The 15790-nt window shown below is 31.7% G+C and carries 17 protein-coding genes and 1 tRNA gene; 11 read left to right on the top strand and 7 right to left on the bottom strand.

Annotated features, from left to right (window positions below; translation table 11 throughout):
- Window positions 1-2: 2 nt before the first annotated feature.
- Window positions 3-614 (bottom strand): TetR/AcrR family transcriptional regulator, encoded by a 612-nt coding sequence (locus tag Q4586_RS07255; RefSeq protein ID WP_303527879.1) that lies wholly within the window; start codon window positions 612-614, stop codon window positions 3-5.
- 127 nt (window positions 615-741) lie between these two features.
- Between Q4586_RS07255 and Q4586_RS07250 the strand changes: the two genes are divergently transcribed.
- Both Q4586_RS07250 and Q4586_RS07245 read left to right on the top strand, forming a co-directional pair.
- Window positions 742-1713, top strand: coding sequence for a polyprenyl synthetase family protein (locus Q4586_RS07250; protein WP_303527878.1), 972 nt, complete (start codon window positions 742-744; stop codon window positions 1711-1713).
- A 52-nt stretch (window positions 1714-1765) separates the two neighbouring features.
- A tRNA-Ile gene (locus Q4586_RS07245) sits at window positions 1766-1839 on the top strand.
- Between the two features lie 44 nt (window positions 1840-1883).
- On the opposite strand, the gene Q4586_RS07240 is transcribed toward Q4586_RS07245, so the two are convergent.
- Entirely contained in the window at window positions 1884-2471 is a 588-nt protein-coding gene (locus tag Q4586_RS07240; protein ID WP_303527876.1) for a riboflavin synthase, read from the bottom strand.
- A 63-nt stretch (window positions 2472-2534) separates the two neighbouring features.
- On the opposite strand from Q4586_RS07240, the gene pdxA reads away from it, so the two are divergent.
- From pdxA to Q4586_RS07195, 9 genes are all read left to right on the top strand, one after another.
- Window positions 2535-3569 carry a 4-hydroxythreonine-4-phosphate dehydrogenase PdxA gene (pdxA, locus tag Q4586_RS07235; protein WP_303527875.1) on the top strand — a complete coding sequence of 345 codons (1035 nt, stop codon included), beginning with the start codon at window positions 2535-2537 and terminating at the stop codon, window positions 3567-3569.
- Window positions 3570-3640: 71 nt separating this feature from the next.
- Window positions 3641-4177 carry a YceD family protein gene (locus Q4586_RS07230; RefSeq protein WP_303527871.1) on the top strand — a complete coding sequence of 179 codons (537 nt, stop codon included), beginning with the start codon at window positions 3641-3643 and terminating at the stop codon, window positions 4175-4177.
- Window positions 4178-4185: 8 nt separating this feature from the next.
- A complete protein-coding gene (gene rpmF, locus Q4586_RS07225; RefSeq protein WP_068702687.1) occupies window positions 4186-4380 on the top strand; it encodes a 50S ribosomal protein L32 in 195 nt (64 codons plus the stop codon).
- Between the two features lie 152 nt (window positions 4381-4532).
- Window positions 4533-5528 (top strand): beta-ketoacyl-ACP synthase III, encoded by a 996-nt coding sequence (locus Q4586_RS07220; RefSeq protein ID WP_068703923.1) that lies wholly within the window; start codon window positions 4533-4535, stop codon window positions 5526-5528.
- A gap of 27 nt (window positions 5529-5555) precedes the next feature.
- Window positions 5556-6047, top strand: a complete 492-nt coding sequence (accB, locus tag Q4586_RS07215) for an acetyl-CoA carboxylase biotin carboxyl carrier protein (RefSeq protein ID WP_068702685.1) — start codon at window positions 5556-5558, stop codon at window positions 6045-6047.
- A 65-nt stretch (window positions 6048-6112) separates the two neighbouring features.
- Window positions 6113-7453 carry an acetyl-CoA carboxylase biotin carboxylase subunit gene (accC, locus tag Q4586_RS07210; RefSeq protein ID WP_303527866.1) on the top strand — a complete coding sequence of 447 codons (1341 nt, stop codon included), beginning with the start codon at window positions 6113-6115 and terminating at the stop codon, window positions 7451-7453.
- Between the two features lie 68 nt (window positions 7454-7521).
- Window positions 7522-8760 (top strand): 3-deoxy-D-manno-octulosonic acid transferase, encoded by a 1239-nt coding sequence (locus tag Q4586_RS07205; protein WP_303527863.1) that lies wholly within the window; start codon window positions 7522-7524, stop codon window positions 8758-8760.
- Entirely contained in the window at window positions 8760-9320 is a 561-nt protein-coding gene (locus Q4586_RS07200; RefSeq protein WP_303527860.1) for a YeeE/YedE family protein, read from the top strand. Before Q4586_RS07205 ends, Q4586_RS07200 begins: the two co-directional genes overlap by 1 nt.
- A gap of 1 nt (window position 9321) precedes the next feature.
- The gene (locus tag Q4586_RS07195) at window positions 9322-9735 is read left to right on the top strand and encodes a DUF6691 family protein (protein ID WP_303527857.1); all 414 of its coding nucleotides are present in this window, start codon (window positions 9322-9324) and stop codon (window positions 9733-9735) included.
- A gap of 254 nt (window positions 9736-9989) precedes the next feature.
- On the opposite strand, the gene Q4586_RS07190 is transcribed toward Q4586_RS07195, so the two are convergent.
- The 5 genes from Q4586_RS07190 to ileS all read right to left on the bottom strand — a co-directional run bounded on the left by Q4586_RS07190 (window position 9990) and on the right by ileS (window position 15761).
- Window positions 9990-10595: a DUF4230 domain-containing protein gene (locus tag Q4586_RS07190; protein WP_303527854.1), complete on the bottom strand. Its 606-nt coding sequence runs from the start codon at window positions 10593-10595 to the stop codon at window positions 9990-9992.
- A gap of 55 nt (window positions 10596-10650) precedes the next feature.
- Entirely contained in the window at window positions 10651-11232 is a 582-nt protein-coding gene (locus Q4586_RS07185) for a lipoprotein signal peptidase (protein WP_068703921.1), read from the bottom strand.
- Window positions 11233-11274: 42 nt separating this feature from the next.
- Complete coding sequence (locus tag Q4586_RS07180; protein WP_303527850.1) at window positions 11275-11892, bottom strand: hypothetical protein; 618 nt, start codon at window positions 11890-11892, stop codon at window positions 11275-11277.
- 88 nt (window positions 11893-11980) lie between these two features.
- A complete protein-coding gene (locus Q4586_RS07175) occupies window positions 11981-12358 on the bottom strand; it encodes a TraR/DksA family transcriptional regulator (RefSeq protein WP_068702670.1) in 378 nt (125 codons plus the stop codon).
- Between the two features lie 4 nt (window positions 12359-12362).
- Complete coding sequence (gene ileS / locus Q4586_RS07170) at window positions 12363-15761, bottom strand: isoleucine--tRNA ligase (RefSeq protein WP_303527845.1); 3399 nt, start codon at window positions 15759-15761, stop codon at window positions 12363-12365.
- Window positions 15762-15790: the final 29 nt, after the last annotated feature.

Below are 15790 nucleotides of genomic sequence, written 5' to 3'. Positions count from 1 at the left end.
TGTTATAAATTTTTATTTATCGTTTTTAATTGTTTTTCTAATTCTTGTATTCCTTTAGGAGTCGCAATCGCTCTTATGTGGTATTCTAAAATTTCATATTCAATTTTTATTAATTCTTGCATTTCATTACCGTACATTTCGCTTTCAAAAACTCCGAAAATCAATGTAAAATAAAACTTTACAGCTAACTCAATTTTTAAATTTTCTCTGTAGAACCCTTGTTCAATACCTCTCGTTAAATTATCAATATTACAATCTCTAAACAAGCACTCTTCACGCTCCATTAACTTTGTGTACGTTTCTGGATAATATTTTTTTAACTGATACATTGGTGAAGTTTTTGCATTTTTAAACATTTCTTTAAAAACTGCTTTTACTGCAAACTCTTCTTCAATTGCATTGTAATTTTGTGCTTTAATATTATTTATTGCTTCATTTATAGTATTATGAACAGCATCAGTACTAGCATCAACCAACTCTGTCTTTTTTGAAAAATATTTATACAGTGTTTTTTTTGATATTGCTAGTTCTTTTGCTATATCATCCATTGTTATACTTTTAAATCCTAAATTTAAAAATAACACTCCAGCTTTGTCTATAATTTTGTCTCTCATAATTCGGGTGCAAATGTACGCTAGGAAACTTTAAAAACAAAAAAAGTTTCCATAGTTTTAATCTTTTTTTAACATTACGTTTAGTCTACAATTTTTGTTTAGCTTATTTTTACAAAAAAATTAAGATTTGGACATATTAGCATATCAATCAGACTTTTTATCATATTTAGATTCTAACAAAATAAATCGAGAACCTAAAAACCTATACCAACCTATTGAGTATATTCTTCAACTTGGAGGCAAAAGAATCAGACCGATTCTTACTCTTATCGCGGCAGATATTTTTTCAGGAGATTACAAAAAAGCCCTGCCTGCTGCTTTAGCTGTTGAAGTATTTCATAATTTCACCCTTGTTCATGATGATATTATGGATGATGCTCCGCTAAGAAGAGGACACGAAACCGTTCATGAAAAATGGGATATTAACACCGGTATCCTATCAGGAGATGCAATGCTAATTTTAGCTTATCAACATTTTGAAAACTATGAGCCAGTAGTTTTTCAAAAATTAGCACAATTATTTAGTAAAACAGCGCTTGAGGTTTGCGACGGACAACAATTAGATGTTGATTTTGAAACCAGAAATGATGTTACTATTGATGAGTACATTAAAATGATCACCTTAAAAACATCCGTTTTAGTAGCAGCCGCTTTAAAAATGGGAGCAATAGTTGCTAAAGCTGATGAAAAGGAAGCGCAACACCTATACAACTATGGATTAAATTTAGGAATTGCTTTTCAATTACAGGATGACTACTTAGACACCTATGGAGACCCTGAAACTTTTGGCAAACAAGTAGGTGGTGACATTATTGAAAACAAAAAAACATATCTTTATTTAAAAGCTTTAGAAGTAGCAAATAACGCTGATAGAGAAAATTTAATGGCTCTTTATAACGAAAAGCAAAAAAATATTACAGAAAAAATCAGCACTGTTTCTGCCATTTTTTCTAAAAACAACATACCTAATTACACACACGAACTTATTGAGTACTACACAAATAAGTCATTTGAAAGCTTAACCCTTTTAAACATTAACGATACTGCTAAAAAAGGGTTACGACTGTTCGGTGAAAATTTAATGAGCAGAAAAGTGTAAAAAACCTTTTTTTATTTAAAAAAGTTACTATTTTTGCATCCGCATTTATGCCGGTCCTATAGCTCAGTTGGTTAGAGCACCTGACTCATAATCAGGTGGTCCCAGGTTCGAGTCCTGGTGGGACCACATTTAAAATCAAGCACTTACATATTATATGTAAGTGCTTTTTTTTATTTTAATTGGTTTAATCTGGCAACATATTTACCAATTACATCAAATTCTAAGTTAATTTTACTACCAACTACAAAGTTTTTAAAAGTGGTATGCTGTAATGTATACGGAATAATAGCAACACTAAACTCATCTTTTTTAGCATTTACTACTGTTAAACTAACTCCGTTTACCGTAATTGAACCTTTTTCAATAGTTACATTGTTTCCATCAAAATTGTACGAAAAAGTAAACACCGTACTTCCGTTTTCATCTTTTATGTTTTTACAAACACCAGTTTTATCAACATGTCCTTGTACGATATGCCCATCTAAACGCGCGCCTAATTTCATAGCACGTTCTAAATTTACTGCATCACCCTCTTTTAAATCGCCTATATTGGTTTTATCAAGCGTTTCTTTAATTGCCGTAACGGTATACTCATCATCTGCTATTGCAACAACTGTTAAACACACACCATTATGCGCCACACTTTGATCTATTTTTAACTCATTAGTAATATCACTTTTAACAGTAATATGTATGTTTTCTTTATCTTTAACTACACTTTTTACAATTCCAAGAGTTTCAATTATTCCAGTAAACATTCTGTATTTTTTTAGTTACTTTTGTTTACATCAAAAATACAACTTTTACCTACGAAAGTAACTATGGATAGTACAGATAAAATTATTGTTGGAATTTCAGTTGGTGATACCAACGGAATTGGAATAGAAATTATTTTAAAAACTTTTGAAGACAAACGCATGCTGGAGTTTTGTACGCCTGTATTATTTGCTTCGACAAAATTGATATCTTACCACAAAAAAAATCTAAAATTACATACTAACATTCATGGTATTACCTCGCTTGATAAAATAGCGCACGGTAAAATAAATTTAATTAATTCGTGGAAAGAAGAGGTAAAAATAGAATTAGGTAAAACTACCGAAATAGGTGGTAAATTTGCTTACAAATCATTAGAAGCTGCTACCAAAGCTTTACAAAATAATCAAATTGACACTTTACTAACTGCACCGATTAGTAAAGAAAACATACAATCAGAAGCGTTTAATTTTCCGGGGCATACCGAATATTTACAAGCTAATTTAAACGGTAAAAGCTTAATGATTTTAATGACCGATGAAATGCGTATAGGTTTAATTACCGGTCATATTCCTATCACAAAAGTAGCCACAACGATTACTCCTGAATTAATTAAGGAAAAAGTTGAAACGATGCACACCTCTTTAAAACAAGATTTTGGCATAACCAAACCTAAAATTGCTATACTAGGTTTAAATCCACATTGTGGTGATAACGGAATTATTGGTAATGAAGATGATGAAATGATACGTCCAACAATTGCAGAAATAAAAGAATCGGGCAAATTAGTTTTTGGACCTTATGCTGCCGATGGATTTTTTGGCTCTAAAACCTACAAACAATTTGATGGTGTTTTAGCCATGTATCACGATCAAGGATTAGCGCCTTTTAAAGCATTATCATTTGGCAATGGTGTAAACTTTACTGCTGGTTTAAACAAAATAAGAACCTCACCCGACCACGGAACAGGTTTTGACATTGCTGGTAAAAATAAAGCAAATTCAACCTCGTTTAAAGAAGCTTTATTTACCTCATTACAAATATTTAAGAACCGAAAACAATATGCAGAACTCACAAAAAAACCATTAAAAGTTAAATAGCATTTTTTTTTAGAGAAAATATAAAAATATAAACATTTTTTATATCTTTGCACGCTCAAATTGATCTTAAGATGAAAGACATAAAAGAATTCAATATACCTTTTGTAGGTTTAAAAGAAGGCAGTCATTTATTTGAATATCAAATTGACAACAAGTTCTTTGAAGCATTTCAGTTTGATGAATATAACAACACAAACGTAGAAGCTAGTTTAAATTTTGTAAAAAAAAGTACGTTATTCGAACTTTACTTTACAATAAAAGGTACTGTTAATGTACCTTGCGACACCACTGGCGAGTTATTTGACCTAGAAATTGATGGTGATTTAAATTTAGTTGTTAAATTTGGTACTGAATATAATGACGAACATGATGAAATTTTGATACTTCCACATGAAGCTTATCAAATGAATGTGGCTCAATTTATATATGAGTTAACAATATTATCAGTTCCGAGTAAAAGAATTCATCCAGACGTTTTAAACGGCACTATGAAATCTGACGCTTTACAAAGATTAGAAGAATTAAGAATACATGAAGAAAAACCTGTTGAAGAAACATCAGCAGACCCAAGATGGGATAAATTAAAGGATTTACTAACAGATAAATAAAACATAAAATGGCACATCCAAAGAGAAAAATATCGAAAACTAGAAGAGATAAAAGAAGAACTCACTATAAAGCTTCTGTACCTCAAATAGCTGTTGATCCTACAACTGGAGAAGCACATTTATACCATAGAGCTCACTGGCACGAAGGTAAATTATACTACAGAGGACAAGTAGTATTAGAAAGTGCAGTTGCTGAAGCTTAAAAATTAGTTTTTACAACATTAAAAAACCCTCTATATAGAGGGTTTTTTTACGTTTTATCATTAAAAATTTACTTTTTAGATAATTTTTCTTTAAAAAAGTGAAATATTTTTCACTACTTTTGAAAACTGGTTTTACCACAAAACAAACAATTATGACTAAAATAACTGCAGCGATTTCCGCAGTAGGAAAATTTGTTCCTGAACATGTTTTAACAAATAAGGAACTAGAAACAATGGTAGATACTAATGATGAATGGATCACTAGTAGAACTGGAATTAAAGAAAGAAGAATCTTAAAAGGTGAAGGTAAAGGAACCTCATATATGGCTATAAAAGCCGCAGAGGATTTACTTCAAAAATCAAATATCGACCCTAAAGAGATAGACATGGTTATCGTTGCTACTGCAACACCAGATATGCTTGTTGCCTCTACCGCTGCATATACAGCCTCTAAAATAGGTGCCGTAAATGCTTTTTCATACGATTTACAAGCCGCTTGTTCAAGCTTTTTATACGGTATGTCTACCGCAGCTAAATACATAGAAAGTGGTCGCTACAAAAAAGTATTATTAATTGGAGCCGATAAAATGTCTTCAATTATTGATTATACTGATAGAGCTACTTGTATTATTTTTGGTGATGGTGCCGGTGCGGTATTATTTGAACCAAATACCGACGGTTTAGGTTTACAAGACGAATATTTAAGAAGTGATGGTATTGGTAGAGAATTTTTAAAAATTGAAGCTGGTGGGTCACTTTTACCAACCTCAGAAGAAACCCTTAAAAACGGACAACATTTTGTACATCAAGAAGGGAAAACGGTATTTAAATACGCCGTTTCTAACATGGCAGATGTTTCTGAAAAAATGCTAACAAGAAATAATCTTTCTAAAGAAGATGTAGACTGGCTTGTACCACACCAAGCTAACAACCGAATTATTGAAGCTACTGCAAATAGAGTTGGTTTAGCGTCTGAAAAAGTAATGGTAAATATCCATAAATATGGTAATACCACTTCAGCAACCTTACCACTACTAATTGCCGACTATGAAAAAGAATTAAAAAAAGGAAATAATTTAATTTTTGCCGCATTTGGTGGAGGTTTCACATGGGGAGCCATCTATTTAAAATGGGCATACAATTCATAAAGAACCAAACAATTAAAATTTAGGAAAATGGATATTAAAGAAATTCAAAGTCTTATAAAATTTGTAGCAAAATCAGGCGCAAGTGAAGTAAAGTTAGAAATGGAAGATATTAAAATCACCATTAAAACTGGAAGTGAAACCCCTGAGACTACAATTATACAGGCAGCTGCACCAATGGGTGTTGCCCCTCAAATGGTAGCACAAGCCCCTGTTGCACAACCTGTAGCACAAGCAGCAACACCAGCTAGTGATGCTTCAAATGCTGAAGACGACTCTAAATACATTACTATAAAATCGCCAATCATTGGAACTTTTTACAGAAAACCTTCTCCAGACAAACCAAATTTTGCTGAAGTAGGTACAGAAGTAAAAGTAGGTGATACCGTTTGTATTATTGAAGCAATGAAATTATTTAACGAAATTGAATCTGAAGTTTCAGGTAAAATCGTTAAAGTATTAGTAGATGATTCTTCTCCTGTAGAATTTGATCAACCATTATTTTTAGTAGATCCATCTTAAGTAACATATAACTCCAAACAACAAGTATATCTTAGTTGTTTGGAGTTTTAAAATTTTTAGAACGTATGTTTAAAAAGATATTAATTGCCAATAGAGGTGAAATTGCGTTACGCGTAATTAGAACCTGTAAAGAAATGGGAATAAAAACTGTAGCTGTATATTCAAAAGCAGATGCTGAAAGTTTACATGTACGATTTGCTGATGAAGCAGTTTGTATAGGTCCAGCCCCAAGTAGTGAATCTTACTTAAAAATGGATCGTATTATTGCTGCGGCTGAAATTACAAATGCTGATGCAATTCACCCAGGATATGGTTTTTTATCAGAAAACGCTAAATTTTCTAAATTATGTGATGAGCATGACATTAAATTTATTGGTGCTTCTGCCGAAATGATAGACCGTATGGGAGATAAAGCAAACGCAAAATCAACCATGATTGCTGCCGGAGTACCATGTGTACCAGGTAGTGAAGGTGTTATTGAAGATTTTGACGCTTGTATAAAAACTGCCGAAGAAACCGGTTACCCAGTAATGTTAAAAGCATCTGCTGGTGGTGGTGGAAAAGGAATGCGCGCTGTATGGAAAGCTGAAGATTTAAAAGATGCGTGGGATTCTGCTCGTCAAGAATCAAAAGCTGCCTTTGGTAACAATGATATGTATATGGAAAAGCTAATTGAAGAGCCTCGCCATATTGAAATACAAATTATTGGAGATTCTTACGGTAAAGCATGTCATTTATCAGAAAGAGATTGTTCAGTACAACGTCGTCATCAAAAATTAACAGAAGAAACTCCTTCTCCGTTTATGACCGATGAATTACGTACACAAATGGGAGAAGCTGCTGTAAAAGCTGCTGAGTTTATTAAGTATGAAGGTGCAGGTACTGTTGAATTTTTGGTTGACAAACACCGTAATTTCTACTTTATGGAAATGAATACTCGTATTCAGGTAGAACACCCTATTACTGAAGAAGTAGTTGATTACGATTTAATTCGTGAGCAAATTTTAGTAGCTAGCGGCGTACCTATTTCTGGTAAAAACTATTTTCCACAAATGCACTCAATTGAATGTAGAATTAATGCGGAAGATCCTCATAACGGTTTTAGACCATCGCCTGGTAAAATTACCTCTTACCACGCTCCAGGAGGTCACGGAGTTCGTATAGATACACATGTATATGCTGGTTATATGATTCCACCAAATTACGATTCAATGATTTCTAAGCTAATTGTTACTGCGCAAACGCGTGAAGAAGCAATCAACAAAATGAAACGTGCATTAGATGAGTATATTATTGAAGGTATTAAAACTACAATTCCTTTTCACAGACAATTAATGGATCATCCTGATTATATTGCGGGTAATTATACCACAAAATTCATGGAAGATTTTGAAATGAAATCATAATAATTTCAACATAAATAAAAAAATCAGTGATTAATCTCACTGATTTTTTTATTTCTTAAATTCGCTGTATGAATTTATTATACAATTTACTACTTTTAAAAGCAAGCATTTTACTACCAATAATAGCTTTATTTAACAAAAAAATAAAATTATTCGTTAATGGAAGAAAAGAAACTTTTGCTAAACTAAATAGTATTCATAAAGACGATAAAGTTATATGGTTTCATGCAGCTTCTTTAGGCGAATTTGAGCAAGGAAGACCTATTATTGAAAAATTAAAACAACAATACCAACAACATAAAATTGTAGTTACCTTTTTTTCACCTTCGGGATATGAAGTCCGAAAAAATTATTCACTAGCAGATGTTATTTGCTACTTACCTCTCGATACTAAATCAAACGTAAAAAAGTTTGTTGCTAAAGTACATCCAGAAGTTGCTATTATTATAAAATATGAATTTTGGCCAAACTTATTATCTGAATTAAAAAAACAACAAATAAAAACTATTTTAATCTCTGGTATTTTTAGAAAAAAACAATCTTTCTTTAAATGGTATGGTAATTTTATGCGTAACAAGCTACGCGCGTTTGATTACTTTTTTGTGCAAAATAAAAACTCAAAACAACTACTCTCAAGCATCAATATAAACAACACTACCATTGCTGGCGATACTCGGTTTGATAGAGTTTATGATATTTTACAACAAAACAATGAATTAGATTTTATCGCTGCATTTAAAAACAACACATACACAGTTGTTGCAGGAAGCACTTGGAGAGAAGATGAAAACTTTTTAGTAAACTATATTAATAACCATGCTTCAGGTAATGAAAAATTTATCATAGCTCCGCATAACATCAATCCAAAACAAATAAAAGAACTACAACAATCTATCACTAAAAAAACAATATTATATTCTGATAAAGATGGTACTGACCTATCTAAATATCAAGTTTTCATCATTGATACCATTGGCTTACTTACAAAAATATATTCGTATGCCGATGTTGCTTATGTTGGTGGTGGATTAAAAACAGGTTTACATAACATATTAGAACCTGCAACTTTTGGTGTTCCTATTATTTTTGGTGGTAATAAATATAAAAAATTTCAAGAAGCTATTGATTTACTTGCTTTAGGTGGTGTTACAATTGTTACAAAGAATGATGAAATTTCTAGTATTTTTACAGCTTTAAAAACCAATGATGATTTAAGAGTTAAACAAGGAAATATCAATCAACAATACATTACTGATAACCTTGGCGCAACAAAAAAAATAATCGATTACCTTAAAAAAACACTATAATGGATTTTATTTTACAACCATGGCCTTGGTATATAGCCGGCCCACTAATTGCTTTTGTGCTTTTCCTATTTTTTTACTTCGGAAAAAGCTTTGGTGTTTCTACCAATTTAGAGACCATGTGTACCATAGCGGGTGCTGGTAAAGTATCTGATTATTTTAAAAAAGATTGGAAAGAACGCGACTGGGCACTTACTTTTTTACTTGGTCTTATTATTGGCGGATTTATAACTATTAATTATTTATCAGCATCAACAAGTATTGATTTAAACCCAAAAACTGTAAAAGAACTAGCTGAGTTAGGTTTTACCAATGCAGGAGATACTTTTGTACCAAGTGAAATTTTTAGCGTTGATAATATGCTTACTCTTAAAGGCTTTGCTATTTTACTAATTGCAGGTACTTTAATTGGTTTTGGTACTAGATATGCCGGCGGATGTACATCTGGGCATGCAATTACAGGTTTAAGCAGTTTACAATTACCATCGTTAATTGCAGTAATTGGTTTTTTTATAGGTGGTTTACTAATGACATGGGTATTATTCCCTTTAATTTTCGGATAAGATGAAAAATATAAAATTTTTACTACTAGGTATTTTCTTCGGAGTTATCATGACAAAATCTGAAGCTATTTCATGGTACAGAATCTATGAAATGTTTAAATTTCAATCCTTTCACATGTATGGAATTATAGGATCAGCTGTGGCAGTTTCTATGCTATTCATGTACTTTTTCAAAACCGGAAAAATCAAAGATTATTTAGGCAATCAAATAAACATTAAAGAAAAGAAAAAAGGCTTTATAAGAACTTTAGTTGGTGGTACCATCTTTGGGTTAGGTTGGGCATTAGCTGGTGCCTGTCCTGCACCTATTTTTGTGTTAATTGGTCACGGAATACTACCAATAACCATTGTTTTATTAGGTGCAATGCTAGGTGCTTTTATTTACGGATTGTTAAGTAAAAAATTACCTAACTAACTTTTAAAAATTACAATTATTAGTAGCTATTTCCCGCTTTTCGCACTCGCTCTCTACGAGGAGCTCAAACAATTGCTACAATCGGGGCTAAGCTTATTTACTATAAATTTTGCTCACTCTTTTAATAAAACAGTATCTAGCAAGTTTATGTAACATCATTCCAGATTTATTTCGTGATCTCACACTAAAAAAACAAGCAATTAATATGTGAACCTAAAATAAATTAAGGTTGATAGCATTAACAAATAATCAATTTACTCTTTTAGTAAAACAGTATCAAACAAGTTATCACCTGTATTATTTACAACCTTCCAATTGTAAATTTTAGAGAGTTGATATATTTTAGATAATTCTTCAAACAATCGTAATTTAGCTTCCTTTTCTAATTTTGATACAGTAATAGTCGTTTGTATTTTTTCGATTGCCTTTCTGTTTAATTTATTCAATTCTTCTTTATTAAAAGTATTAAACTGGCTTTGTTGTAAATCGAAATACTTAATATCTGGAGAAATAACTATTTCTTCTTTCGGAATTTTATTAATAATTATTTGCTTACCAATACTATCTACTTGAATTTCTAATTTAGACAAGTCGTAACCAACCTCAACCTTAGCATTAACCGCAAGTATGGCTTTCTTTTCAAAAGAAAGGTAATCGTACAAATATTTTTTAGTATCAGAAAAGCTGTACATTTCAGAAAAGTTACCTTCACTAACCACTAACTTACTAAGATTTTGCACACCGTTTAAAACCACTTGAATCTCTTCCTTTTCGTGATTTTCTTCTTTTTTATCATACCAAAGCTTGGCTATTAAAAAACCTAGTAAAAAAATAGCTATATATTTAAGAAAACGTATCATTTTGTTTTTCTATAAATATAAAAAAGTAAGTTAACAGAAACAATAAATTTATAGTTTATGCCTCTTTTTCTTCTTTCGGAAATGCCTGTTTGTTAAATAAAAACAACAACACAACACCAATTGTTATCCAAGAATCTGCTCCGTTAAAAATGGCATTAAAAAAAGTAAAACTCTCTCCTTCATACATCGGAAAATATAACATATCAACTACTTTACCATGAAATAATTCTCCATAAGGATTGTCAGAAAATAATGTAGCTACATTGTGATATGAACTATCGAAAATCACACCGTAAAAAACAGAATCGATAATATTACCCACTGCACCTGCTAAAATTAATGCAATTGCCACTACAACAGCCGTATGCGTATTTCTTTTTATTGTTTGCCACAACCAATACACAATACCTGAAACTGCTACAACTCTAAACAATGTTAAAAATAACTTTCCGGCTCTACCTCCAAACTCAAATCCCCAAGCCATACCATTGTTTTCAGTAAAATGAATTTTAAACCAATCACTAAAAACAACTATTTCCTCTCCTAATTGAAAGTGTGTTTTAACATATATTTTACTTATTTGATCAATTAAAATTGCCAAAACTACAGTAAGAATTGCGATATTTTTTTTAGACATTTTCATAATTTAATATCCGCTAAAATAAGAAAAGTATTGGGTTTATTTTGTTATTAAGTTAACATTAGCATTCATAGACTTTACGGTAAAATTGCAGCTTGTTTTTTTAGCCGTGTTGATAGATGATTTTTCTTTAAATATTGTATCATTTACAACTATTTCTCCTTTATTGGTTTTAATATTTATAGCACATTTGTTTTTTAATTTTGCTGATACATTACCTAAAAATAAGGCTACAGTTGCGCTTCTTTGAACTTCGTGTAATTTAACATTTCCCTTATCAATAAAAACCTTAATATCTCCATCATAATTTTTAGAAACAACGCCTATTGTTTTTCCGTAAACGGTTACCTCTTTATTTTTTGGAATTTTAACAATAGCGGTAGCTCTCTGCAATCTTTTAGTAATATATTTTCTAAAAACGGGTTCTTCATAGACATCAAACTCAAGTTTAAAACCCACTTTTAGAGTATTATTTTCTTCTTCAATAAAAACATGATGTGTATTAGGATTTTCGTCTAATAAAATTACCTCTATTTTATTACCTTCAATATTTTCAATAACAATATCATCCAATTCATCTGCAATAATTGTTATCTCTTTTGCTAATACTTGGCTCTTTTTTAATAATTTTTCTTGAGAAAAAATAGAGGTACTCATCAACAAAAAAATAAAAAACACTTGTATTGTAAAACAAAAAAAGCCTCTTTGTAGAGGCTTTTTACTATTATTATACGTAGTCAAAACGTTATTGTTTACGTTTTGCCTCAATACTTAAAGTAGCATGAGGTACTAATTTTAAACGTTCTTTTTGAATTAATTTACCGGTAACTCTACAAACTCCGTATGTTTTATTCTCAATACGAATTAAAGCGTTTTTTAAGTCACGAATAAATTTTTCTTGACGAATGGCTAATTGCATATTTGCTTCTTTTGCCATAGTATCCGACCCTTCTTCAAACGATTTAAACGTTGGTGAAGTATCTTCTGTTCCATTATCAGCACCGTTTTTGTATGAAGATTGTATTAATTTTAAATCTTCTTCAGAGTGCGCTATTTTCTTTAAAATAATTTCTTTGAACTCCTGTAAATCACTATCAGAGTATCTTATTGTAACATCATCCATAATGCTATGCTTTTTCTATTAACATTCTACTTTTTATGGCATCAAACTCAATTTCTGTACCATTCTCTAATTCATCAACAAAAACCAACTCATTTGTTAAGGTTTCTGCTTTTATATAGTTTTCATTTGCAAGTACCGACTCTTCTAAATCAGCAGCTTTTAAGATGGTTAATTTTATTTTATCCGTTACTTCTAAACCAGTGTCTTTACGTGCATTTTGAATTCTATTAATCAATTCTCTTGCCACACCTTCTTTTCGTAATTCTTCATTTATTGTAACATCTAAAGCAACGGTTAAACCTTCAGCATTTGCTACCAACCAACCTTCAATATCTTTCGATGAAATTTCTACATCAGCGGTTTCTAAATTAATCATTTTATCATTAACCTCAACAGAAATAACACCTTCTTTTTCTATTTTGATGATATCTTCTTGCGTAAACTTCTGTATTTCATTCGCAATCAACTTCATATCTTTACCAAACTTTGGCCCTAAAGCTTTAAAATTTGGTTTTATTTGTTTTACTAAAATACCTGAAGCATCATCTAACAACTCAATTTCTTTAACGTTTACTTCCGATTTTATTAAATCTGCAACTGCTAAAATTTCTTCTTTTTGAGTGGCATCTAATACTGGAATCATAATTTTTTGTAATGGCTGACGTACTTTTATCTTTTCTTTAGCTCTTAACGATAAAACTAATGAAGATATTGTTTGTGCATTTTCCATTTTACGTTCTAATGATTTATCAACTAAATCGGTCTTGTATTTTGGAAATTCTGCCAAATGCACACTATCAAAACTTTCAATATTTGTTGTGCTAACTAAATCTTTATATAATTTATCCATAAAGAAAGGTGCCACAGGAGATGCCAATTTAGCCACTGTTAGCATACAAGTATATAAGGTTTGATACGCAGATATTTTATCTTGTGCATATTCGCCTTTCCAAAAACGTCTTCTACACAAACGCACATACCAGTTACTTAAATGATCTTGTACAAAATCAGAAATTGCTCTGGTTGCTTTCGTTGGTTCATAAGCGGCATAAAAAGCATCTACTTTTTCAACTAAAGTATTTAATTCTGATAAAATCCAACGATCAATTTCTGGTCTTTCATTTAAAGGAACCTCAGTTTCGCTGTAATTGAAATTATCTAAGTTTGCGTATAAGCTAAAGAATGAATATGTGTTGTAAAGTGTTCCAAAAAACTTTCTACTAACCTCGGTAATTCCGTCTAAATCGAATTTTAAATTGTCCCAAGGATTTGCGTTTGATATCATGTACCAACGCGTGGCATCAGGCCCGTATTTATCTAACGTTGTAAACGGATCTACTCCATTACCTAAACGCTTCGACATTTTTTGTCCGTTTTTATCTAACACCAATCCGTTAGACACTACATTTTTGTAGGCTTTATCATCAAAAACCATGGTTGCAATGGCGTGTAAGGTATAAAACCATCCACGAGTTTGATCTACTCCTTCAGCAATAAAATCGGCTGTTTTCCAACCTTTTTCTACCAATTCTTTATTTTCAAACGGGTAATGCCATTGTGCATACGGCATAGAGCCAGAATCAAACCAAACATCAATTAAGTCTGATTCACGTTGCATTGGTTGTCCTGAATCAGAAATTAACGTGATTTTATCAACTACATTTTTATGTAAATCAACGGTATCGTAATTTTCATCTGACATGTTTCCGATTTCAAAATCGGCAAAAATATCTTCTGTCATTACACCAGCAGCAACTGCCTTTTGCATTTCTTCTTTTAACTCAGCTACAGAACCCATTATTTTAGCTTCCTTACCATCTTCTGTTCTCCAAACTGGTAATGGAATTCCCCAAAAACGAGAACGTGATAAGTTCCAATCATTGGCATTTTTTAACCAATTACCAAAACGTCCTGTTCCTGTTGCTTCTGGTTTCCAATTAATTTCTTCGTTTAAAGAGTGCATGCGTTCTTTAACATCGGTTACTTTTATAAACCAAGAATCTAACGGATAATATAAAATAGGTTTATCAGTTCTCCAACAATGTGGATAACTGTGCACATATTTTTCTACCTTAAAGGCTTTATTTTCTTCTTTTAACTTAATAGCTATTTGAACATCTACTGATTTTTCTGGTGCTTCACCATCAGCATAATATTCGTTTTTAACATACATACCTGCAAACTCACCAACATCTTTGGTAAACTTACCTTGTAAATCAACTAAAGGTACTAAATTATCATTTGCATCTTTAACTAACATTGGTGGCACGCCTGCGTCTTTACAAACGATAGCATCATCAGCTCCAAAAGTTGGTGCTGTATGTACAATACCCGTACCGTCTTCAGTAGTAACAAAATCTCCTGGAATTACTCTAAAAGCTTCTTCTGGATTTTCATGTGGTAAAACATAAGGTAACAATTGTTCGTATTTTGTACCTACTAAATCAGCCCCTTTAAATTCTTCTGAAATGAAATATGGAATCTGCTTATCTTCAGCTTTATAAGATGCTAAATCTGCTTCATTTTCAACCACTTTAAATTTCTTACCTCCAAACTGTTTTCCTACTAAAGGTTTTCCTAAAATTACCTGCGTAGGTTCAAAAGTATATTGATTGAATGTTTTTACTAAAACATAATCAATTTTTGGCCCAACTGTTAAAGCGGTATTACTTGGTAATGTCCACGGAGTGGTTGTCCATGCTAAAATATGAACATCGCTTCCGTTTTGTAAAATACTTGGTAACGTTTCTGTTACTGCTTTAAACTGTGCTACCACAGTTGTATCTGTAACATCTTGATAAGCTCCTGGTTGATTTACCTCGTGAGAGCTTAAACCGGTACCTGCTTTTGGTGAATAAGGCTGAATAGTATAGCCTTTGTACATCAAATCTTTATTATAGATTTGTTTTAACAACCACCAAACGGTTTCCATATATTTTGGTTTATAGGTAACATATGGATCTTCCATGTCTACCCAATACCCCATTTTTTCGGTAAGTGAATTCCAAATATCAGTATATTTCATTACTGCTTTTTTACAAGCAATATTATATTCTTCTATCGTAATTTTTGTTCCGATATCTTCTTTGGTAATTCCTAATTCTTTTTCAACACCAAGTTCCACCGGTAAACCATGAGTGTCCCAACCAGCTTTACGCTTTACTTGAAAACCTTTTAAAGTTTTATAACGGCAAAAAATATCTTTAATGGTACGTCCCATTGCATGATGAATACCTGGTAAACCATTTGCCGAAGGAGGTCCTTCGAAAAAGATAAACGGTTTATTTTCATCACGCGTAGTTATACTTTTTTCAAAAATGTTGTTTTCTTTCCAATAGTTTAGGATTTCATCTGCAACATTTGGCAAGTTAAGCCCTTTGTATTCAGTAAACTTCGTACTCATTTTGTAATTGTATTAATTGAATTGGCGAA

Origin of the sequence: Tenacibaculum soleae, assembly GCF_030549005.1 — a bacterium.
Lineage (GTDB): Bacteria > Bacteroidota > Bacteroidia > Flavobacteriales > Flavobacteriaceae > Polaribacter > Polaribacter soleae.
Note: the sequence above shows the minus strand (reverse complement) of the source record. Positions and strands in the feature narration are given on the sequence as shown.